23 protein-coding genes and 1 pseudogene are annotated in these 21,452 nt (G+C 62.7%); 11 read left to right on the forward strand and 13 right to left on the reverse strand.

The window, feature by feature from the left end; genetic code table 11:
* Nucleotides 1-11: 11 nt before the first annotated feature.
* Both ACSW29_RS06985 and ACSW29_RS06990 read right to left on the reverse strand, forming a co-directional pair.
* Complete coding sequence (locus ACSW29_RS06985; protein ID WP_448276916.1) at nt 12-2,495, reverse strand: FtsX-like permease family protein; 2,484 nt, start codon at nt 2,493-2,495, stop codon at nt 12-14.
* A complete protein-coding gene (locus ACSW29_RS06990) occupies nt 2,495-3,277 on the reverse strand; it encodes an ABC transporter ATP-binding protein (RefSeq protein ID WP_095971362.1) in 783 nt (260 codons plus the stop codon). The genes ACSW29_RS06985 and ACSW29_RS06990 overlap by 1 nt, the downstream gene beginning before the upstream one ends.
* A gap of 109 nt (nt 3,278-3,386) precedes the next feature.
* Here ACSW29_RS06990 and ACSW29_RS06995 point away from each other — a divergent pair, with 109 nt between their 5' ends.
* The 4 genes from ACSW29_RS06995 to murJ all read left to right on the forward strand — a co-directional run bounded on the left by ACSW29_RS06995 (nt 3,387) and on the right by murJ (nt 8,178).
* Nucleotides 3,387-4,625 (forward strand): sensor histidine kinase, encoded by a 1,239-nt coding sequence (locus ACSW29_RS06995; RefSeq protein ID WP_448276917.1) that lies wholly within the window; start codon nt 3,387-3,389, stop codon nt 4,623-4,625.
* A complete protein-coding gene (locus ACSW29_RS07000) occupies nt 4,613-5,254 on the forward strand; it encodes a response regulator transcription factor (protein WP_003945784.1) in 642 nt (213 codons plus the stop codon). The genes ACSW29_RS06995 and ACSW29_RS07000 overlap by 13 nt, the downstream gene beginning before the upstream one ends.
* A 161-nt stretch (nt 5,255-5,415) precedes the next feature.
* Complete coding sequence (locus tag ACSW29_RS07005; RefSeq protein ID WP_448276918.1) at nt 5,416-6,444, forward strand: beta-ketoacyl-ACP synthase III; 1,029 nt, start codon at nt 5,416-5,418, stop codon at nt 6,442-6,444.
* Nucleotides 6,445-6,561: 117 nt separating this feature from the next.
* The gene (gene murJ / locus ACSW29_RS07010; protein ID WP_448276919.1) at nt 6,562-8,178 is read left to right on the forward strand and encodes a murein biosynthesis integral membrane protein MurJ; all 1,617 of its coding nucleotides are present in this window, start codon (nt 6,562-6,564) and stop codon (nt 8,176-8,178) included.
* Here murJ and ACSW29_RS07015 read toward each other — a convergent pair.
* The 3 genes from ACSW29_RS07015 to ACSW29_RS07025 all read right to left on the reverse strand — a co-directional run bounded on the left by ACSW29_RS07015 (nt 8,164) and on the right by ACSW29_RS07025 (nt 11,371).
* Complete coding sequence (locus ACSW29_RS07015; RefSeq protein WP_317828466.1) at nt 8,164-9,318, reverse strand: alkaline phosphatase family protein; 1,155 nt, start codon at nt 9,316-9,318, stop codon at nt 8,164-8,166. The genes murJ and ACSW29_RS07015 overlap by 15 nt on opposite strands.
* Before the next feature lie 73 nt (nt 9,319-9,391).
* On the reverse strand, nt 9,392-10,165 hold the full coding sequence (locus ACSW29_RS07020) for a VOC family protein (RefSeq protein WP_317828467.1): 774 nt from the start codon (nt 10,163-10,165) through the stop codon (nt 9,392-9,394).
* Nucleotides 10,166-10,426: 261 nt separating this feature from the next.
* Nucleotides 10,427-11,371, reverse strand: a complete 945-nt coding sequence (locus tag ACSW29_RS07025; protein ID WP_448276920.1) for an alpha/beta fold hydrolase — start codon at nt 11,369-11,371, stop codon at nt 10,427-10,429.
* Between the two features lie 212 nt (nt 11,372-11,583).
* Between ACSW29_RS07025 and ACSW29_RS07030 the strand changes: the two genes are divergently transcribed.
* A complete protein-coding gene (locus tag ACSW29_RS07030) occupies nt 11,584-11,730 on the forward strand; it encodes a hypothetical protein (protein ID WP_448276921.1) in 147 nt (48 codons plus the stop codon).
* Here ACSW29_RS07030 and ACSW29_RS07035 read toward each other — a convergent pair.
* A complete protein-coding gene (locus tag ACSW29_RS07035) occupies nt 11,712-12,473 on the reverse strand; it encodes an SDR family NAD(P)-dependent oxidoreductase (RefSeq protein WP_448276922.1) in 762 nt (253 codons plus the stop codon). The genes ACSW29_RS07030 and ACSW29_RS07035 overlap by 19 nt on opposite strands.
* 205 nt (nt 12,474-12,678) lie before the next feature.
* Between ACSW29_RS07035 and ACSW29_RS07040 the strand changes: the two genes are divergently transcribed.
* A complete protein-coding gene (locus tag ACSW29_RS07040) occupies nt 12,679-12,807 on the forward strand; it encodes a hypothetical protein (protein ID WP_003945944.1) in 129 nt (42 codons plus the stop codon).
* Nucleotides 12,808-12,918: 111 nt separating this feature from the next.
* Here ACSW29_RS07040 and ACSW29_RS07045 read toward each other — a convergent pair whose 3' ends face one another.
* Together ACSW29_RS07045 and ACSW29_RS07050 are read right to left on the reverse strand one after the other, a co-directional pair.
* Nucleotides 12,919-13,293: a hypothetical protein gene (locus ACSW29_RS07045; protein WP_448276923.1), complete on the reverse strand. Its 375-nt coding sequence runs from the start codon at nt 13,291-13,293 to the stop codon at nt 12,919-12,921.
* Between the two features lie 12 nt (nt 13,294-13,305).
* Nucleotides 13,306-13,446, reverse strand: a complete 141-nt coding sequence (locus ACSW29_RS07050) for a hypothetical protein (protein WP_448276924.1) — start codon at nt 13,444-13,446, stop codon at nt 13,306-13,308.
* A 369-nt stretch (nt 13,447-13,815) separates the two neighbouring features.
* Here ACSW29_RS07050 and ACSW29_RS07055 point away from each other — a divergent pair, with 369 nt between their 5' ends.
* Both ACSW29_RS07055 and ACSW29_RS07060 read left to right on the forward strand, forming a co-directional pair.
* Nucleotides 13,816-15,051 (forward strand): cytochrome P450, encoded by a 1,236-nt coding sequence (locus ACSW29_RS07055; RefSeq protein WP_448276925.1) that lies wholly within the window; start codon nt 13,816-13,818, stop codon nt 15,049-15,051.
* Entirely contained in the window at nt 15,048-15,611 is a 564-nt protein-coding gene (locus ACSW29_RS07060) for a TetR/AcrR family transcriptional regulator (protein ID WP_317828471.1), read from the forward strand. The genes ACSW29_RS07055 and ACSW29_RS07060 overlap by 4 nt, the downstream gene beginning before the upstream one ends.
* A 117-nt stretch (nt 15,612-15,728) precedes the next feature.
* On the opposite strand, the gene ACSW29_RS07065 is transcribed toward ACSW29_RS07060, so the two are convergent.
* The 3 genes from ACSW29_RS07065 to ACSW29_RS07075 are packed head-to-tail and all read right to left on the reverse strand — an operon-like array spanning nt 15,729 to nt 18,336.
* Nucleotides 15,729-16,349 (reverse strand): L-threonylcarbamoyladenylate synthase, encoded by a 621-nt coding sequence (locus ACSW29_RS07065; RefSeq protein ID WP_019747165.1) that lies wholly within the window; start codon nt 16,347-16,349, stop codon nt 15,729-15,731.
* Between the two features lie 26 nt (nt 16,350-16,375).
* A complete protein-coding gene (locus ACSW29_RS07070; RefSeq protein WP_230815026.1) occupies nt 16,376-16,801 on the reverse strand; it encodes a MerR family transcriptional regulator in 426 nt (141 codons plus the stop codon).
* Between the two features lie 35 nt (nt 16,802-16,836).
* A complete protein-coding gene (locus tag ACSW29_RS07075) occupies nt 16,837-18,336 on the reverse strand; it encodes a SulP family inorganic anion transporter (RefSeq protein ID WP_448276926.1) in 1,500 nt (499 codons plus the stop codon).
* Nucleotides 18,337-18,476: 140 nt separating this feature from the next.
* On the opposite strand from ACSW29_RS07075, the gene ACSW29_RS07080 reads away from it, so the two are divergent.
* The 3 genes from ACSW29_RS07080 to ACSW29_RS07090 all read left to right on the forward strand — a co-directional run bounded on the left by ACSW29_RS07080 (nt 18,477) and on the right by ACSW29_RS07090 (nt 20,210).
* Complete coding sequence (locus ACSW29_RS07080; RefSeq protein ID WP_448276927.1) at nt 18,477-19,082, forward strand: hypothetical protein; 606 nt, start codon at nt 18,477-18,479, stop codon at nt 19,080-19,082.
* 12 nt (nt 19,083-19,094) lie between these two features.
* On the forward strand, nt 19,095-19,733 hold the full coding sequence (locus tag ACSW29_RS07085) for a hypothetical protein (RefSeq protein ID WP_448276928.1): 639 nt from the start codon (nt 19,095-19,097) through the stop codon (nt 19,731-19,733).
* A gap of 306 nt (nt 19,734-20,039) precedes the next feature.
* Nucleotides 20,040-20,210 (forward strand): hypothetical protein, encoded by a 171-nt coding sequence (locus ACSW29_RS07090; protein WP_448276929.1) that lies wholly within the window; start codon nt 20,040-20,042, stop codon nt 20,208-20,210.
* 31 nt (nt 20,211-20,241) lie between these two features.
* Here ACSW29_RS07090 and ACSW29_RS07095 read toward each other — a convergent pair.
* Nucleotides 20,242-20,985 (reverse strand): annotated as a pseudogene (locus tag ACSW29_RS07095) (HNH endonuclease family protein); the annotation flags it as partial.
* Nucleotides 20,986-21,030: 45 nt separating this feature from the next.
* A complete protein-coding gene (locus ACSW29_RS07100) occupies nt 21,031-21,429 on the reverse strand; it encodes a pyridoxamine 5'-phosphate oxidase family protein (protein WP_317828477.1) in 399 nt (132 codons plus the stop codon).
* Nucleotides 21,430-21,452 lie beyond the last annotated feature (23 nt).

A 21,452-nucleotide genomic window follows, 5' to 3' on the forward strand; every position in this document is an offset into this window, starting at 1 on the left:
GGTAGTGGCACTCAGTTCTTGCGGACACCGTCCATCGGGTTCTTGCGCAGGGCGGCGCGAGTCGGGATCGCGATGGAGACAAACCCGAGAACCGCGGTCACGGCGACGATGGAACCGTAGATCACCGGTGAGATCGACGGGATCGGCTGCCCGGACACCGCCACGGCGATGCCCATCAGCGGCGGCAGGGCGATCAGCGATCCGACCACGACGGCAATTCCCACCACCATCAACGATTCGATGCGCATCATCGCTCGGACCTGCTTCGTCCGCGAGCCCACCAGCTGCAGGAGCGCGAACTCGCGGGAACGCTCGGCAGTGGCGGCGACCAGAGTGTTCACGACGGCGACGGCCAGATAACCGAGTAGGACGAGGACGGCGAGGATGCTGACCCACGACTGCATACGCCGCTGATCTTCGCCTGCGGCGCCGAACTGGTCCTGGTTCATCGCGGCGATCGAGGGGAAGGACTGCAACGACTGCTGTACTTCAGTCGACCGTCCGGGTTCGGCAGTAACCAGAACGGTGTCGATCAGGGCGTCGGTGGAGTGCTGACGCAAAGTCTCGATCGGCATGGTCACGTCCCCGAATCCGAGGCCGCGACCGTATTTCGCGACGACCATCGGATGCACCAGCGTTCCGTCACCCAGATAGAGGTCGACGCGCTGGCCAACCTTGGCTCCGAGTGTGAAGGCGCCGTCTTCGCTCACGGCAACGGTATCGCCGGTCAGAGCGCTCAGGTCGCCTTCGGTCACCGCGAGATCGAGGGTCGCGTCGGCACTGGCGGCGTCGATGCCCTGGGCCGCGATCGCGCTGTCGGCTGAGCCGCCTTCCTCGCCACTCGGTACCGGTAAGACCTGGCTGCGCACCACGGGGTTTGCCGCACTCACACCGGGCACCGCTGCAATCGAGTCGAGGAGCGAGGGAGCTATACCGGCCGGAGCGCCGACGATCAGGTCTGCGGTGACGCCCTTGATCGACTGATTGGTCGCCTCGGCTGCGACGGTGCTCTGGCTGAAGAACTGCACCGAGCCCAGCGCGATTGCGAGAGCCAAGGGAACAACGGCCGACGAGAGTCGCCTCGAGTTGGATTCGGCGTTGGCGGCAGCGAGAACTTTCGACGCCGATCGGCTACGGCGCAGCGGGCCGCCGAGGGCCTTGATGATGCCGCGCACCAACAACGGGCCGAGCAGCGCGACCGAGAAGATCAAGAGCAGCGCGCTCGAACCGGCTCCGGCGGCTGCCACGCTGCCGGGCAGGAAAGCTGGGAGGATGCACGCGCTGAGGCCGGCGGCGCCGAAGATCAGCCCGGTGATGATGCGTCCGAGGCCCAGTTTCGCCGGGCCGCTTTCGGATTCGCGGAGTGCTTCGACAGGGTCGAGCTTTGCCGGCCGACGGGCAGCGATCGCAGCGGCAGCGCGGGCAGTGAGTACGCAGATCAGGAATGCCGCGATCGCCGGAAGGGGGCTGTAGGCCAACGCGAAATCTGTGGGCATGACCCCGGCTGCGGCGAACTGTGCGCCTAGAACTCGGGCGAGCAGATATCCGGGCACCGCGCCGAGGGCCGCAGCAGCTGCAGCAACGAGCAGCACTTCACGCCCGATCATGACGTGGACCTGCCGAGTGGTGGCTCCGATTGCACGCAGCAGAGCGAACTCTCGGCGCCTGGCGTTGATCGAGAGCGACAGTGTGCTGGAAACGACGAACATGCTGACCATCAATGCAAGGCCCGCAAACGTGGCGCAGAGCACGATCAACTGAGTCCGCGCAGCACCGGCGTCGAGGAATTCGATGCCTCCGCGAGCGGTGCCGGTCGAGATCTCGGCGCCGGTCCCAGCGAGTGCCTCGCGAGCGAGAGCGGCGGCATTCACGCCTTCGGGTGCGATCAATCCGACTGCGGTGACCGAGTTCTGGTGCGGCCACAACCGGCCGGCCTCTTTGTCGTCGAGGAAGACCAGTGCCGGACGGTCGGGTGACGGCACCGAAGAGGAATCTGCTGTGCCGACAACGGTGTAATCGCCCACTAAGCCGCCGTGAGCCAGCGTGATTCGCTCGCCGAGGGCGGCGCCGGTGGTCGAGACCACCTCGTCGCGGCTCTGCGGAGCGCGACCCTCAGCGAGCGAGTACGGCGCCAGTTGTGCTGTGTTCCAAGGATGTGCGTCGAGTACGACGCCCTCGGCGGTGCTGACGGGGACGGAGATGTCGGGAACCACCGTGACGTCGAGTGCCTCGAGCTTGCGGACCGCATCACCGTCGAGGAGAACTCGCTCGGCAAAAGGCTGATCGGCGTCTTCCTTGACGACGAGTGCCTGCGGCGCGCTGACCACGGCGTCGGCACCGGCGTAGAGATGTGGTGAGACTCCGCCTCGCACTCCTGATTCCAGCAGTACACCCAAACCGGAGGTGAGGAGGGCTGCGCAGAATACGGAGACGAACACGGCGACGAACCCGGAGCGGTGCGCTTTCAGATGGGCAAAAGTGTGCGCTTTCATCATCACCAGTCCCCGAGGTGTGTCATGCGCTCGGCGATCTGCTGCGGTGTCGGTCGGTCGATGTGCCCGACCAGTTTCCCGTCGGCGAGGAACAGCACACGATCGGCGTACGACGCGGCCACCGGGTCGTGCGTGACCATGACGATGGTCTGATCGAACTCGGCGGCTGTCCGGCGCAACAACTCCAGCACCTGCTTGGCGCTGCGGGAGTCGAGGGCGCCGGTCGGCTCGTCGGCAAAGAGTGCGTCGGGGTGGGTGACGAGGGCGCGCGCGATGGCGACGCGTTGCTGCTGGCCGCCGGACAGTTCGGAGGGCTTGCGCTTTCGGTGTGATCCGAGCCCGACGGATTCGAGGACGAAGGTCAGGTACTGCTTGTCGGCTCGTCGTCCGGCGAGCAGCAGCGGTAGCGTGACGTTCTGTTCGACGTCGAGAGCGCCGAGCAGGTTGTATGCCTGGAAGACGAAACCGATGTGATCGCGTCGGAAGATGCTGCGGGCCTTCGGCTTCAGCTGTGAGATCTCGGTGTCGCCCAACCACACCGATCCGCTGCTCGGTCGGTCGAGGCCCGCGGCGCAGTGCAGGAAAGTGCTCTTACCTGAGCCGGACGGGCCCATCACGGCGGTGAAGGTGCTGCGCGGCAGGGTGAGGCTGATGTTGTCGAGGGCGGTCACGGCGCCGCGGCCGTTGCCGTAGACCTTGCTGACGCCTTCGAGTCGCACGGCAGATGTTCGAGCGGCCGTGGCACCAGGAGCCGGCGGGGCGAGGACCGAGTGTCGATTCTTCATGGGATGAACGCTATGGAGATTCGGCATTCGTCGACATCCAGCAGAGTCCCGAATCGATGGTGTAGCCAGCTGTAGTGGATCGTGCGGTGCGGTGCGGCATGCTGGTGCAGTGAAGAAGAGAACCAGGGCTGCGGTGTACGTACTCGTCGAGGGTGCGGCAGCTGTGGTCTCCTTGTTCCTGTTGATGGTCGGTCTCATTCTTTTGTCGCTCTCGATTTTGATCGTCGGCTGGTTGCTGTTGCCGTCGTACGTGCGAGTGCTCCGGTGGTGGGCGGGCCTGGCTCGTAAGCGAACGGCTGCGTACACCGGACGCCCTGTTCTGCAGCGATACCCGCCGATGCCCGGCAATCCGACCTTCGGGGACTGGCGCCGGTTCCTCACCGATCAGTCGACGAGGCGCGACGCGGCCTGGTTGTCGATTCATGGTCTGGGGGCTTTCGTCGCGGCGATGCTGACCATTGCGCTGCCACTCGGTGCACTCAATTCGATTGCTGTCCCGCTGTACTGGCAGCAGATGCCCGCCGGTGAACCCGTCAACAATCCGTACCCCGTGACGTCGTGGTTGGGCGCTGCCGGAATGCCGTTGATCGGCATCCTGTACCTCCTGATCGCGTGGTGGTTGATCCCCGCGATGGCGAAGTGGATCAGCTGGTCGACCACGACTTTGCTTGCGCCGGACACGCGTTCGGACCTCTCGAAGCGCGTCACCGCCCTGACGGCCAGCCGCGCTGCGGCGCTCGACGCACATTCGGCCGAACTCAAGCGCATCGAGCGGGATCTGCACGACGGCGCGCAGAACCGTCTGGTCGCGGTGGTGATGATGCTGGGGATGGCCGAGCGGTCGTTGCAGAACAATCCGGACCAGGCTCTGCCACAACTGCATCGGGCCCAGGATGCGGCCACCGAGGCGTTGAGCGAACTCCGGACGTTGGTGCACGACATCTACCCGCCGATCCTCGACGAGTTGGGTCTGGAGGGCGCGATCTCCGCGCTCGCCGGGCGCTCCGCCGTGCCTTGTGTGCTCGAGATCGACGAACTCCGCCGTGCCCCGGCTGCCGTCGAGGCTGCTGCGTACTTCGTCGTCGCCGAGGCCTTGACCAACGTCGCAAAACACAGCGGAGCGAGCAGCGTCACCGTCACGGCACGGACGGAGACGTCGGACGACTCGTTGGGTGAGACGATGCTCATCGATGTGATCGACGACGGTCAGGGCGGCGCGAACGAACGCCCGGGCGGCGGCGTGGCGGGTATCCGACGCCGGGTCGAGGCTTTCGAAGGAACCGCAGTATTGGAGAGCCCGGAGGGTGGACCGACAACGATGAGGGTGGAACTACCGTGCGGATTCTGATTGCCGAGGACGACGCTCTCCTGCGAGAAGGGCTGGCACTGCTGCTCCGCGGAGAGGGCTTCGAGGTGTCTGCCGTCTCCGACGCCGCACAGTTCCTCACGGTGTTCGAGGAGACAGCCCCCGACGCCGCGGTGCTCGACGTCCGGATGCCTCCTACTTTCACCAACGAGGGGCTTCGAGCGGCGATCGAGGTGCGCAAGCTTCGCCCGGGCTTTCCCGTCCTGGTCCTTTCTGCGTACGTCGAGGATCGCTACGCCGGTGAATTGTTGGCCGGAGGCGCCGGCGGGGTCGGGTACCTGCTCAAGGAACGGGTCGGCAAGGTAGCCGAGTTCGTCGACGCATTGAACCGGGTCGTCGACGGCGGAACCGTGATGGATCCCGAGGTCGTATCCCAACTGATGAGCCGTCGACGCGCCGACGATCCGATCAGATCACTGACCCCACGCGAGTCCGAGGTTCTCGGCCTGATGGCGGAGGGGCTGGGAAATCAGGAAATCGCCAGGAAATTGGTCGTCAGCGACACTGCTGTGAGCAAGCACATAGGAAATATCTTCGCAAAACTCGGCCTGTCGGCTTCCGAGAGCGGGCATCGTCGTGTTTTGGCAGTTCTAGCTCATTTACGCGCCTGATCGTGGATCTGGACTACATACCTGACCGAAGCGTAATGTGAGCCAGCCTCATGTTGTTGCCGTGATCGAACGGTGACCTGAGAGGCAGGGGCTTATGTCCTGTACGTAACGTGTGATGTCGAATGCGCGTCATCACCAGAAACCAACGAGGAGATCGATCAATGGGTAAGCCGATTGCCAGTGTGGCCGGAGGTCGGCAGTCCGTCCTTCTCGGGCTCGGCGTTCACCGCCCGGAGCGAGTCGTGACCAACGACGAGATCTGCGAGCTGATCGATTCCACCGACGAGTGGATCCAGACGCGATCGGGTATCAAGTCGCGCCGGTTCTCCGGCGAAGGTGAAGGCATCCTCGCGATGTCGATCAGCGCGGCCCGTAAAGCACTGGACGTCAGTGGCATGGCGCCCGAGCAGATCGGCGCCGTGATCATCGCGACGTCGACGTGGGACTTGCAGACTCCTCAGGCTGCGTCCATCGTCGCCCACGAGCTCGGTATCAAGGGTCCGGCTGCATTCGACGTCGCAGCAGGTTGCGCCGGTTTCTGTACCGCCCTTGCGGTGGCCAGCGACCTCGTTCGCGGTGGCACCGTAGATCACGTTCTTGTGGTCGGCGTCGAGTTGATGAGCGAGGCCACCGAGCCCACCGATCGCAGCGTTCGCTTCATCTTCGGTGACGGCGCAGGCGCAGTTGTCGTCGGCCCGAGCGATACCGTCGGAATCGGCCCGGTCGAGTGGGGTTCGGACGGCAGCCAGTCCGACGCCATCGTTCAGGAGCCGAGCTGGCTCGACTACACCAAGAACCCGACCGGACCTCGGCCGTGGATCAAGATGGCCGGTACCGCGGTGTTCCGCTGGGCTGCCTTCGAGATGGGCAAGGTCGCCACTCGTACCCTGGAGAAGTCGGGGCTGGGTATCGAGGACATCGACGCTTTTGTGCCGCACCAGGCAAACCAGCGCATCAACGAGGTCATCGCTCGCAGCATGAAGCTGCCCGAGGGCTTCCCGGTCTCCAACGACATCGCCGAGACAGGCAACACGTCCGCGGCGTCGATCCCGCTCGCTATGGAGCAGATGCTGCGCGACGGCCAGTGCAAGGCGGGCGACAAGGCCCTGCTTCTCGCCTTCGGTGCCGGTCTGTCCTTCGCCGGTCAGGTTGTCGTCATGCCGCCGTTGGCTGGGGCAGAATCAGCCTGATCTTCACGCGTACGTACTGAGCGCCTCGAACTTCGGTTCGGGGCGCTCAGTCGTTTCCAGGAGGGCGGTCGTTTCCGGTCCGGCGCGTTGAGCACTGCGATGTGGCACCCTGGCGAGATGGTCGAGAGCGTGGGGGAGTCCGAACGTACGGGTGAGACGGGCGGCAGCTTGGCAAAGATGGGCGGGCAAGTGGCGCTCGCCAGCACGGTCAGCCGGATCACCGGTTTCGTCCGCACCCTTGCCCTTGCCGCTGTCCTGGGCATTGCCCTGGTCAGCGATGCGTACAACGCGGCCAACAGCTTCCCCAACATGGTCTATCAGCTCCTCCTCGGCGGGATTCTCGCCAGTGTCCTGCTTCCGTATCTGACGCGGCAACGACGCCGTGGGCGGAAGCTCGAACGTGAGCAGACGCAGCGCGTCCTCACTGTGGGAGCGCTTGCTCTTGCTCTCGTGACGGCAGTGGCCGTGGTGTGCGCGCCGCCGCTGGTCTCGGCCGTGATCGATGATCCGGCTCAACGCGAGCTCACGACGCTCTTCGCGTATTTGCTTCTGCCGGAGATCTTCTTCTACGGCATCACGGCGATGATGACGGCTGTGCTCAGTGTTCGATCGGTGTTCGGTGCGCCGGCCTGGGCGCCGGTGATCAACAACGTCGTCCTTCTGGTGACGGTCGCAGTCTTCCTGTGCATCCCGGGGCCGGTGGCTCTGACTCCCGAGTCGATGACAATGGCGCAGGTTCTGGTGATCGGTATCGGTACTCTGCTCGGGATCGTGGCGCAAACCGCCGTCGTTGCTCGAGCGCTGCACCGCAACGGGTTTCGGTGGCGCCTTCGCGTGCGGGTCGTCCCGCACACCTGGCGCCCGGTGCGCGTCGGGGCGCCGTTGCTCGGGTGGGTTCTGGTGTACGTCGTTGCCGGTCAGGTTGGGGTGTGGGTGACGATGAAGGTGACGCTCTCACGTCACGTCTACTCGATGTACACGCACGCGGATCTGCTGTTTCAAGTGGCGTACGGCGTTCTCGGTGTGTCGTTGTTGACGGTGCTGATGCCGCGGATCGCCAGGTCGGTTGCTGCGGGATACGACGACGGCGTCGTATCCGACCTCGGCCGGGGAGCTCGGTATTCGGTGGTGGCGCTGATTCCGGTTACCGTGGCGCTCATGGTCTTCGGTCCTTCGTTGACCACCCTGATCTTCTTCGGCCGAGTAGACGGCAGCGGCGCCCGGTTGATCGGAACTGCCGTGGCAGTCAGCGCATTCGGGCTGGTGCCGTTTGCGATGGTCATGCTTCAGCTCCGAGTGTTTTACGCCGACAACAACACCCGAACTCCCGCGGCGATAGCCGTGGTGATGGTAGTTGCCAAGACGGCGCTTGTTCTTCTTGCGTCACTGTCGGCGAGTGACGAAACGCTGGTCCTGGCCGTCTGTGCAGCCGGCTCGTTCTCCTACGTGTGCGGAGCGGTGCTGGGCCACGTCCTGCTTCGAAAGCGATATGGACTGTTGGGATTCCGCCACGTGCGGGCCACCGTCGGAAGGATTTCGACGGCGGCAGTTCTGGCAGGCGGTTGTGCGCTGGCTTTGGTGGTGGCGGTTCAGAATCGAGTCCCCGAGCCCAGGCTTGCTGCTGTTATTTCATTGTCGGCGGGTGCGGCCGTTGGTGCCGTCGTCCTGTTGGGCGCATGCAAGGTCGTCGGGGTTCCCGAGATTCGCCGGGCGCGAGCCCTACTGCTGCCCTGAGGACAAGAGCGGTACCAGCAGTTCATCCGGAGTGAGGGCGCCGTGCTGTCCACGGAGGCCGGACAGTCCCGATTCGACAGATCGACGTACGACGGCCACGTCCCCGGAAGCAATGGCGATGACATCACCGATCCGGCCGTGATACTCGGAATGCACTGCGGGCCCGAATAATCCCGCGACTATGCCCTCGGATCTGGTCCCGATCCACATGCGGTCACCAAGTTCGGCACGCCAGCGGTCCGCAACATCTTGCGCGGCGCCTTCTCTGGTGTGGATGTGACGACAACGCGGTTCACCGGCAAGAGCGAGTACGTCTTTTGACAGAATCGGAGTGTTGTCGAAGTCGATCTTGTTCTCGTCCAACACGTCGACCATTCCGTGGTCAGCCGTCACCAGCAATCTGACGTCCGGACCGAGAGCCGCGGCGAGTTGTTCGACCAGTCGATCGACAAGCATCAGTTGGAATGTCCACGGTTCAGACTCGGGCCCGTAGACGTGGCCCAGCGCGTCGATCTCACTGATGTAGCAGTAAGTGAATGTCCGGTCCGCGGATTTCGACGCGGCCACCGTGCGAGCGAGGAGGTCTCCGTACGCCTGGATCCCGGCGAACTGGGCACCGCGCATTCCCGCCCGGGTGAGGCCGCTGCCGTCGAATTTAGACGGAACGACGGTAGTGACGGTGATGCCGGCGGCCGCTGCGCGATCGAAGGTCGTGGCCTGCGGCTGCAGGGTCTCCGGGACGATGGAGTCGGTCTGAGAATCCTTCTTGCCTGCGCTGTGCCAGCCCAGCCAGTTGAACACCGAATCGGCTTCTTCGACGTAGGACTGGTAGCCGGTGATGCCGTGCGCTCCCGACGGCAGACCGGTCCCCAGCGAGACGATGCTGGTGGCCGTGGTCGTGGGGAATCCTGCCCGTATGGGCGTTCCGGCGAGCGAATTCAGGAATGGTGCATGTTCGGCGTTGCGGGCGAGCAAATTCGCGCCCATCCCGTCTACCAGCAGAATGACGGTCTTTTTGCTGGGCTGCAGATCGAGACGGTTCGCTTCGCCGCTCACGCCGAGGGAAGCGAGTACCGACGGCGCAAGCGTCGACAGAGTCGGCTGGGAGTACACATCGAGGAGAGGTGCGGGGGCGGGCATCCCATGAGATTAGGCGTTGGACACAGAAAACTGCATACCTTCTGGGCGAGTGTTCAAATCTGCGCGCGGAAGTTCACTCCATGATCGTCGAGATCTGGAACTTGGCACCGAGAGGATCGGCAACCGATGCGAGACGGCCGAAGGGCGTGTCCTCGGGATCCCGCAAAACGCTGCCGCCGAATTCGACGACCTTGGCGACTGCAGCATCCGTGTCGTCCGCCCCGAAGTACACCTGCCAGAACGACGGCACCTCCGCCGGGAGGAACGAGCTGGCATCCATCAAACCGGCGACGACGGTGTCGCCCTGCTTGGCCTGTGAGTACCGGAACTCGTCGCTGTCGCCGATGGACTCGTAGGTCCAGCCGAACACGTCGGTGTAGAACGGCAGAACTGCGGCGTAGTTCTTGGACAATGTCTCGTGCCACACCGGTGTGCTCGCCTCGCCCACCAGCCCGAAGCCATTGTGCTGATCTGCCTGCCAGATACCGACGACGGCACCGGCCGGATCGCCCACGATCGCCATGCTGCCCTGGGGACCGACCTGCATCGACGGCATCATGATCATGCCGCCTGCGGCTTCGGCCTTGGACGCCGACGCTGCCGCATCAGCAGAGGAGATGTAGGTGGTCCAGACGTCGCCGTACGGGTTTCCCTCCTGCTGGGGGCCTAGCCCGGCGATGGGCTGACCGTCTTTGCTGAAGATCGCGTAGCCGCCGTACTGCGGGTCGTCGTTTGCGTCAGCCTGCCAACCGAACACGTTGGTGTAGAAGGATTTGGCAACCGCGGTGTCTGAGCTGGTGAGGTCGATCCAACAGGGCGTTCCGTCGAGCGCTGTACGTGCGGGCATCTGAAAACTCTCCTTTACCGAAACGGATACACAAGCAAGGGACACAGAGCGGGCTGGCCAATGAAGGCGCGATTCTCACGCTACGCGAGTACCCCGACACATTCCCAGGGCTCGAGAGCTTTGGAGTATTTGACCGTTCGCGCTTACCTGTGGGCCGGACCTGCCAATGTCATCTTCGCCGGATCGTCCTCGGGATACCGAAGTTGATGGGGCACTTGCTCGATCGGCAAGGACGTTCCACCGTTGTGGTGCCGGTACGGGTCAGTTCGTGATCAACCCCGTGCGATCGAGCCACGCGAGCGCATGGCGTGAGAACTCGTCCGGAATCTCCAACTGAGGGGTGTGGCCGGTATCGCCGAGAATGATGGTGGTCCAGTGTGGATGAGCGGCAGCCGCTGCCCGTGCGGCCTCGACCGGGACCAGTCGATCGCGGTCGCCGTGCATCAGGAGCGTCGGAGTCATGATCTCTCGCAGGGTCTTTCGATACGAGGCCGGGCGGGCGAGGGTCCTCAGCAGTGACCGTGCTGCCTGGAGGAACTCGGCATCCTGAGCGGGTTCGTTGCGGCGAATCGCCGTCAGCGCGGCGCCCGCTTCGAGAACCGCGGGGTCTGCTCGCGTCGGATCGGCGAAACACAATCTGGTCATCTGTGCGGCCAATTGGTGGTCTGACATCTTCCGACGTCCGAAGCCGAGAACCTGCTCGCCGACGTACGGCATCGAGTAGAGCGCGAATTGTGCGGCGACGGTCAGGTCGGGAAGTTGGACGGGCAGGGGGAGTGCCGGATCCACCAGGACCAGGCCGGCCACTGATTCGGGACTGGCGTGGGTCGCCATCGCGGAGACCATTCCGCCCATGGAATTGCCGAACAGGACGGCGGGTTCACCGACCACTGTGTCGAGAAAGCGATTCAGAAGTGCTGAGTTGGCATCGACGCCGGTGTGTCGCCCACGGGCAGAGGTGAGTCCGAATCCCGCGAGGTCCAGTGCGTACACACGCGTGTGCGCCGCCAGTGCTGGTGCCACCCGAACCCAGTTGAGGTGTGAGCCGCCCAGTCCGTGAACGAGCACGATGGGCGGCGCTCCGCTGGGACCGCCGAAGTCGATCCAGTGAACATCACCACCAAGATCGGTGATGTTGCTTGTCCCGCCCCACGGGTGCGTAAGGGTGCTTCCGTCGGCGACTTGGGCCGAAACAGCGGATTCCATACCTGACAGGATGCACCGAGGTGCGGTGGTAGTCACGCGCTCGTCCCAGTTCGAGATCCGAAATTGTGCGCTCGATCACGGGTTTTCGAGAAGCTCACGAAACGGTCAAAAAGGAATTTGACTGGTACCAAGCATTTTTCGCGCTCGGTTCACGAAGTTCGAAGGCGCCCGGCGCGACTCTCGACGATGTGGGTTCGGGCATACTGAAAACCATGTGGTGGATGGTCGGGCTCATAGTGCTGGCCGCGTTGGTTTTGGCATCCGTTGTGGTCGGTTTCGTTTTCCGCCGCCCGATCGCCGAAGACAAGTCGGCGGTGCTTGCCTTCGACGACGCAACCTCTCAGCCCCAGCGCGACTGACCACCGTCGAGTGGAATTGTTGCTCCGGTCAGATAAGCGGCATCCGGCCCGACCAGGAAAGCCACCGCTGTCCCGATGTCTGTCTCGCAGTCGCCGATCCTCCGTAGCGGAATCCCGGCAACAAAGGCGGCAGCCTCTTCCGGGCGTGCATCTGCCCAACGCCGTAACCCGGGCGAGGACGCGTGAGGAGCAACCGCGTTGACTCGGATCCCGTCGACGCCCCATTCGCAGGCTGCTGCGCGACTGAGGGCTCGGACGGATTCCTTCACGGCCGCGTATCCGCCGTAGCCGGCGGCGTCCCAGCGGACGGACACGGAACTGACCATGTTGATGATCGCCCCGCCTCCGCGCTCCTTCATGAACGGATAGCACGCTTGCATGGTTCGCAGCGTCGCGACGGGACCGGATGTCAGTCCGTCGGCAAGGCGCTCCGGAGTGAGGTCGAGGACGTTGCCGAGCGGGTTGAGGCTGGCGTTGTTGATCAGAATGTCGACGCCGCCGAACAGTTCCACTGTTCGCGACACGGCGGCGGTGATGGAATCCGCGTCGGCGATGTCCACGAGTACCGGTTCGGCACGGCCGCCGCGTTCGGTGATCTCGTTACATGTGACGACGAGTTTCGACTCGGTCCGGCCCGCCACGGCGACGGAAGCACCTTCCTTGGCGAGTGCCAACGCAACTCCCTGGCCGACGCCTTGCCCTGCGCCAGTGATCAGGGCCACTTTTCCATCCAACTTGCCCACTGCTGTTCTCCTGCTCGTCATTCAACGGTTCCCGAAGCGTTGTCCTAATCGCGCATTGTTACTCGTGGGTTCCCGCTGGATGAGATGTGAGTTACGTCCCACTTGGTGGCACCACTTTAAAACTCGGCTGTCTTACGTATATTGTGAGCGCCGTTACATACCGGGCGCGCGGACCGCGTACACATTCCATGATGAGGAGATAGACATGGGTTCCACAGCAGACGACCTCAAGGCTTGGGAAGCAATCGGCAAGGGCATCGGCGGAGTTGCCGGTCTCTTCGCTGGTGTTATCGCAATCATTTCTGCAGTCACCGCTGCACAGTCGCTTTCCTGATCCGTTTTTCGGATAGGTAGCACTCCGGCCCGCGACCTGAAGGCATTGCCTTCGGGGCGCGGGCCGGAGGTTTATCTGTGCCCGAATATCTGTGTCTTGCAGGCACATTCATTATTGTGATAAGTCGATTGCCGCTGGTATGTCCACACCTTCTTCGTAAGCCTGGGGTCCGAAGTTCGGCAGCGGAGTGAAGTCGAGTGTCGCTTCCGAACCGCGGTAGTGGCGGAAGTAGTAAAGCGATCTGTCCGGCCGGATCAACGTGTCGGGTTCGGTTGTCTTCCAGGCCCAGTGGACGTCTGCTCGCAGAATCTCCGACAGCCGCAATATGTTCTTGCAGCCGTGCCTTTGTAGCCCAAGGTATTTGAGCGTGTCGACGTCTCGTAGTTGCCCGTCGCGCGTCCACCTGGATTCGTATTCCAGAGCATCGAGAACGACGCGATGCGAACCTGCTTGAGTAACGCCGGCAAGTAGAACCTCCCAGTCCAATCCTGGTGCGTGTTAGAGGTATTCGTCGGCGTCGATGAGTGCTGCCCACGCGACGGTGTCGCGGTATCGCCTCACGTAATCGACGTAGGCCTCCACCTGTCCGTGCGCGATCCGACTCTCCGCGTCGCGCGGTTGCCAATCGATGATCGTCACCGGAAGGTCGTGCAGCTCTTGCGGAACGCGACCCGAACTTCACTGTCCGACATCGATCGAGTGAAGGCGCCGTAAGAATTGCCGCTCTTGTCCTCGCTGCGTCCGTGCCAGTGGTTGAGGCTGAATGCGCTTGTCTTGCGGGTGGACCCGGCGGAACCGGTGTTGTCGTAGAGGGCAACCTCCCGGCCTTGCCCGATGTGGTGCAGACACCAGTCTCTGATGAAGGGGAGATGCTCGCGGGGAGCAGGACCGCAACCACTGCGCGTCGTCCGGAGTGCTCTGCGCGGATGTGAGTTGCTCGATACTGATCGTAGGAACGGTTGATCGTAGAACGTTGACACATCTGACTATTTGTCTCATAGTCGAGTCATGCCAACCGCCGTGTCACAATCGCCACGATTTGTTCCTTCTACCGGGGAGTCCTGGCGTTCGCCGTGGGCAATGTACGACGCATTGCGCGAGAACGATCCTGTTCACAATGTTGTGCCGGAAGCTGCGGCGCAGGACGACTACTGGGTGCTCACCCGTCACGAAGACGTCTACAACGCTGCTCGCGATTACGAGACATATTCGTCGGCAAAGGGATTGACCACTGTCTACGGTGAACTCGAGCAGATCGGGATGCAGGACAATCCGCCGTTCGTGATGCAGGATCCGCCCGTGCAGTCGGAGTTCCGGCGCATGGTGTCGAAGGGGTTCACCCCGCGTCAGGTGTCGGCGGTCGAGCCGATGGTCCGCGAATTTGTCGTCGAACGTATCGAGGCGTTGAAAGCGCGTGGCAGCGGCGATATCGTCGTCGAATTGTTCAAGCCGTTGCCGTCGATGGTTGTCGCACATTATCTGGGTGTGCCGGAATCGGACCGTGATCAGTTCGACGGCTGGACCGAGGCCATTGTTGCTGCCAATTCGGCGGGTGGTGTGGCCGCAGCGGCGACGACGGCGCAGGCCGCCACCGGTGAGTTGATGATGTACTTCGCTTCGCTGATCGAACGCCGCAAGGTCGAACCGGGTGACGACACGATTTCGCACCTACTGGCCGCTGGGCTCGGTGAAGAAGGCGACATGTCAGGCTTACTGTCGATTCTGGGCTTTGCCTTCACTATGGTGGCCGGTGGAAACGACACCACAACAGGAATGTTGGGCGGATCGGTGGCGATGCTGACCGAACGCCTCGACCAGCGTCAGATCCTGTTGGACGAGCCCGCATTGATCACTGACGCAGTCGACGAACTGCTTCGACTCACCTCACCGGTTCAAGGTCTGGCACGCACCACGACGCGGGATGTGGCCTTGGGTGGCAAAGTGATTCCGGCAGGACGTAAGGTTTTGCTGATGTACGGTGCGGCAAATCGTGATCCCGACAAGTACGGACCCGACGCGGCGGAGTTGGACGTCTTGCGCCGGCCACAGAAGATTCTTACCTTCAGTCATGGCGCCCACCATTGTCTGGGTGCGTCGGCCGCTCGGATGCAGGCACGAGTTGCGTTGGAAGAGCTGCTCTCCCGGATTCCAGACTTCCATGTAGACATCGACGCGATGCAGTACGCACCCGGCAACTACGTCCGCCGTCCACTCACCGCCCCGATCTCGGTTAGCCGGCCGTGAGCAACGACTGGCTCGGTGAGGGCCGCGCTTTGGCAGCAGCCGAGAAGATCCTCGACAGCGCGGCACAATTGTTCGTCGAAAAGGGCGTCGCAACGGTCGGTATGGCGGAGATAGCTTCTGCTGCAGGATGTTCGCGGGCCACCCTGTATCGGTACTTCGAGAATCGGCAGGCTCTACACATCGCGTTCGTTCACCGCGAAGCTCGCAGACTGGGAACTGCGATCGCGGAATCGGTAGCAGCCATCGACGATCCGAGCGAGCGCCTCGAAACGGCGATGCTCGCGGCGGTGTCCGCGGTACGCAGCACGCCGACGTTGGCTGCATGGTTCACCCCGGGAGATGCGAGTCTTGCCGGTGAACTTGCCAATTCATCCGACGTCATCAACGGACTGGGGGTTGCGATGCTCGGTGAGACCGGTGCCGAGGTAGCCACTCGAGCACGCTGGATCGTGCGAGTGATCCTCTCGCTGCTCATGGTGCCGGGGGCAGACCAGAACGACGAGCGAGAGTTGGTGCGTGAGTTCGTTGCTGCGCTGTTGACCGCAGGAAGGACCGCCTGATCATCCCTTCCGGGTGATGTGCGAGACCATCTTCGAAGAGAGGGCGATTCCGCTCCTCGTCCATCGATGCGTGGCTCGACAAACGTCCACCCCGAAACGCGAAGCTGATCTGCACGGTCATTCGAAACGGGAAGGATCTCCCGCTCCGACGCGCACGATCTCGGGGGCACCGGACGAATAGTCGACGACCGTGGTGGGTTCGGTTCCGCAGTCACCCGAGTCGATGACCGCGTCGAGTTGGTGGTCGAGTTCTTCCTTGATCTGCCAGCCGTCCGTCATCGGCTCCTCGGCGCCGGGCAGCAGAAGGGTGCTGGAGAGGATCGGCTCACCCAATTCCTGCAGGAGCGCACGCACGACCGGGTGGCTGGGAATGCGCACCCCGACGGTCTTCTTCTTGGCGTGTGCCAGCCGCCGCGGAACTTCCTTCGTGGCGGGAAGGATGAAGGTGTATTGGCCCGGTGTGGCCGCTTTCACCGCCCGGAACGCCGAGTTGGTGACGTGGACGAAGTGCCCGAGCTGCGCGAAGTCGGCACAGACGAGTGTGAAGTGGTGATCCGACCGCAGATGACGGATCTCGCGGATCCGATCGGTGCCCGAGTGATTGTCCATTCGGGCGCCCAAGGCATAGCAGGAATCGGTGGGGTAGGCGATGACCGCGTCGTTGCGCAGCATTTCGACGATCTGGCTGATCGCGCGCGGCTGCGGGTTTTCGGGATGTACGTCGAAGTATCGGGCCATCAACCCAGCTTAGTTCAGCCGGCAGATCACGAATGCCGTTCACCGTTCAGACTGTGGTCGGCGAGCAATCCCGTCAGTTCTTCGGCGTAGGCGAGTTGCTTACGCAAGTGTATGCAGCTTGCTTCCGCTCGGGTATGGCAGGCGGTGACGAATTCGGTTGCACCGGTTCGCATCGATGCGTCCGAAGCTTTGTCACCGAGCACTGCCAGAGAATCGAGGAGCTGTTTCATTTCTTCGAGACTGAATCCGAGCGGCTTCATTCGTCGGATCACCAGTAGCCGCTGGACGTCGGCCTCGGTGTACAGGCGGAAACCTCCGGCGCTCCGCTCGGACGGGGTCACCAGACCGACCTCGTCGTAATGACGGATCGTCTTGATCGACAGTTCGGTGCGCTCGGCAACCTGACCGATCTGCATGTTCTGCCCCTGGCCCGCGTGTTCCGGCTCAGACATCACTCCCACTTTCGTCGCGCTCGGCCTTCATCCTCTCAGTGACTGTCGCCCAGACGACCGGACAGGCGCAGATGGCGCTCGGCCGACGCGCCGTCGAGGCCCACGATCTCGACCTTCTTTCCTCTGGTCGCGTACTTGGTGGTGACTGCGTCCAGGGTCGCCACGGTCGACGCGTCCCAGATATGAGACTCGGAGAGATCGATGACGATGTTCTTCGGGTCGCCGGCGTAGTCGAACTGGTAGATCAGATCGTTGCTCGATGCGAAGAACAACTCGCCCCGAACCGCATAGACGCGGGTGTCCTCGTCCGGATGCGCTACGTCGACAACTTCGGTGAGGTGCGCGACGCGGCGGGCGAAGATCACCATCGCGGTGATCACTCCGACGATCACGCCGTAGGCAAGATTATGGGTGGTGACAGTGACGGACACTGTGACCAGCATGACCACTGTTTCGCCGATCGGCATGCGGCGCAGTGTCTTCGGATTGATGCTGTGCCAATCGAAAGTGCCGACCGAGACCATGATCATGACGGCCACCAATGCGGCCATCGGAATCAACGCCACGACGTCGCCGAGGCCGACCACGAGTATCAGCAGGAACACGCCTGCGAGGAAAGTCGAAATCCGAGTGCGAGCGCCGGAGACCTTCACGTTGATCATGGTCTGGCCGATCATCGCGCACCCTCCCATGCCTCCGAAGAAGCCGGTGACGATGTTCGCGACGCCTTGGCCCCACCCTTCTCGGGTCTTGTTCGAGTGGGTATCCGTGACGTCGTCGACGAGCTTGGCGGTCATCAACGATTCGAGGAGTCCGACGAGCGCCATCGCCAACGCGTACGGAGCAATGATCGACAGTGTGTGCACGTCCAGAGGGACGTCGGGGAACAGGAGCGTCGGCAGGCTCGACGGAAGTTCGCCCTCGTCGCCGACGTCGGGAACGTCGAATGCGAAAACGACTGTGGCGGCGGTCAGTAGCACGATCGCCACCAGTGGAGCCGGGACCGCGTTCGTCAGTTTCGGCAAGAACACGAGGATCAGGAGGGCGACGGCCAGGAGTGGGTAGACGAGCCACGGAACATCGATCAGATGGGGGAGTTGGGCGATGAAGATCAAGATGGCCAGTGCGTTGACGAATCCCACCATGACGCTGCGCGGGATGAAACGCATCAACTTTGCGACGCCGAGGAGGCTCAACACGATCTGGAGAAGGCCGGCCAGAAGGACTGTCGCAATCAGGTAGTCGATTCCGTGCTCGCGCGTCAGAGGAGCGACGACCAGTGCGACGGCGCCGGTGGCCGCGGAGATCATGGCAGGTCGTCCGCCGACGACGGCGATGGTCACAGCCATCGTGAACGACGCGAACAGTCCCACCCGCGGATCCACCCCGGCGATTATCGAGAACGAGATCGCTTCGGGGATCAATGCCAATGCCACGACCAGTCCGGCCAAGACTTCGGTTTTGAGTCGGCGAGGTGACCGAAGCGCGGCCCGTACCGAGTTGTCGTTGGTGGATGAAGCGGTGGTTACTGCCATGAGATTCCGTCCTGACGAGGTTCTCAGACTCTACCCTCCCGTAAGGGTAGAGTGTGAACGGAGAATTGACAGCGCCTCTTACCAGATATCTACCTACTGAATGCTGCGCTGCTAGCGGCCTCTTTGCCGGTGGAACCGCGGTGGCCGTGATTCCGGCGACCGCGGCACCCGTTGTTGAAACCACGTCGACAACTTTTCAGGCCACGTGCCGCGCAGTTCCGAGTGCGTTCTCCGAGCCGTCGTCAGACGGAAAGCCTGCCACGGTGCGGGTTTCGGCTTCTGCGGTCGTAGCGCCAGGTCGAGTCTTCGACGTCGACCTAGATCCGGGTAGCGTCCAGATCCCGAACGATGTGAGCGGCGCAATCGTCAAGAAGATCTCACGTTTGAAGATCGATCTTCCGATTCCGGCCAACGCGGAGTTCGTCTCGGCGACGGTGACCGATCCGGGCAATGTTGTTGCCGGGAAACCTGCTTCGGTGGTTCGTGTCAACGAGGACGGCACTCCCGCAGCGGACGGTCCGACTCCGATTGTCCGGCGCAAACGAAGCGATCGGCAACAGTCCGTCATCGTCGTCGGGTGCGCACGGCAGGCTTGCGATCAATGCTCAGTCCGGTGCCGAGACGAACATCGGGGACATTTTCTCGAAGCTGCCGACGGGTTCACTCGGAGGCTGAGTCACCTCGTCAGGCTGGGAACGTCGACGTTTCGGCTTGAAATACGGGTGTGTGATCGAATACTGGAATGACAGGTTCGAATCGTGCAGAGTAGCCGCAACGCCGGCGTTCCCTATTTTTCGCAATGGGAGTCTCCTGAGCTTGTCGACGACATTCTGTCGGGCCGGATCCGGACGGAAGACGATCCGGCCTGGTCTGCATCCGGCGCAAGTACTCCGGAGGACTACGCATTCTGGTCGTGGCGTGGATGCGGGATCGCCTGCCTTCGAATGGTATTGGCGAATTCGGGAGTTCTGCCGCCACCGGCAATGGTCCTCATGCGAGAACTGGAAGCTGCGGGTGCATACCGGCGAGACGGTGATCGGGTTGCCGGAATGATCTACCAGCCGCTCGTCGAGTACCTCTCGACACAATCATGGGGCCTCGAGGCAACCTCCGTCGCTCCACTGCCTTTGGATCAACTCAGCGATCACCTGACCGCACCGGATCGTTTCGCCATGGTGTCCGTGCATGCTTCGATTCGTGATGCGGAATCCGGTACGCCCCCGTCCAGTCGGATCGGCGGTCACCTCGTTCTGGTCACCGATTGCACCGACGAGGGCGTGACGTTTCACAACCCCTCCGGTAGGACGAAGGAAACGCAATCCGGTGTATCGATGGGATGGGAGACGTTCGATCGGTATTTCGCGGAGCGCGGGATACTTCTCACCGCGCATGGATGAGGTCGAGGGTCTCGAACGCTCGGCGCGCCGATGCCGTCGTTCGTCTCGAGTTTTCGACCACTCGTCGCATCAGTCCACGAGCAGGGACTTTAGCCCCCCGGCAATTACCTACCACTCGGTATATTCTGCGAAGGTACGGACTTCGTGAACCGATGTGAGTTGGCTCCGGGGGACGTGCCGGCCTCGCAGGACCGCCCGCAAAGTCAGCCCGGTGAGGCCACCAGAAGTTCGCGTATTTCGACAGATTGCCGCTGGGTCCGTCCGCTACGAGGGGAGCGGACGGACCTGACAGCACGAGAGAGTGCCATGCCTGAACGTGGTCAAAGCAGAGTAGACGCGGGGATCATCGCTGTTGTCGCGATCATTACCGGTGTGTTCGTCGCGGTGACCGGTTACGGTCTGGTTGCAGCGCTGGTCACCGTGTTAGGCCTCGCGCTCGGAATGGCGATTGTGCGGTATCTGATCAAAGGCCGCTGATCACTGGCCGAAGATCACCGCGAAAGTTTCAGCAGGTCGCGAGAATGTCTGCGATGGCGTCGTGTTCGGCTTGGGTGACCCACAAACCGTATGCCGCTTTGACTTCCACTTGAGCAGTCACGTACTGGCAGCGGTAGGCCTTGTTGGGTGGCAGCCACGACGCCGCGTCGGAATCCGACTTCTTCTGGTTCGTGGGTCCGTCGACAGCGCGCAGGTTTCGAGGGTCGTTGGCGAGATTGGTTCTCGTTTGCGTATCGAGCTGTTGTGCGCCCTTCTGCCAGGCGTCCGAGAGTGCGACAACATGGTCGATCTGGACTGCAGAAGACGTGTCCTGGCCGCGAGTGAACGCGATGGTCTTGTTCGTGTACGGGTCACGGAGCGTTCCGGTTTGGACCGAGCAGCTTTTGGAGCCATCCTTGAATGTCAGGTCGGTGAGGTCGCGGCGCAGGATGTCGTTGCGTGTATCGCAGCCGTTGTGGCCGAACTCCACGGTGACGTCGTCCGTCCATGCCGTACCGAACAGGGCGCGGTCGTATCCGGTCTTGGGTGCGCGTCCCTTGATCGGGATCTGCGCCAGCAGTTCAGCTGTGGCGGACGACGGCGTCGAGGCGCCGGCCACAACCGTCGTCGTTACGCCGGATCCGATTCCTGAACCGAGAGAGGATGTTTCGGGTGCTGCGGCCTTCGAATTGGCGCAGCCTCCCAGCACGATCACGGCAGCGATGCCGATGGTGACGCCGGTGATGCCGCGCCTGTGATGTGCCGTGCGTGCCATGTGTGAGAGTCCATTTCTGCGAGAGATGAACTACAAGTATGTCATTCACGACATTTCGGGCCGAACCGGCACTGTCTGTCGGTCCGGTCGAAGGAGCCACCGAGTCACCGGGACCGAGATGAGAACCCGCGGGCCGTCGGGAGTCTCGTCCGCGGCATCCCAGTCGTCGTACTTCTCGCCGAAATGTCTCAAGAGATCGCCGAACTCGCCGACGTCGTGATGAATTGTCCCGAGTCCCTGTGCGACCCACGGGTCGCGTGTGGAGCCGTCGACCGCCAATGAGACCCGAGGGTCGTCCAGCAGGTTCCGAACCTTCCGATTCTTTTCGGCGCTCGGAATCCAGAATGTGTTCTGACGCAGCAAGAACCAGACTGGAGTCGTGTGCGGCGAGCCGTCACTTCGGAGGGTGGTCAACCACACGCAAGGAGTGTCCGCGATAGTCACGGTCTCAGTATCGGTGCCCGCAA

This window comes from Rhodococcus sp. GB-02 (assembly GCF_053470465.1).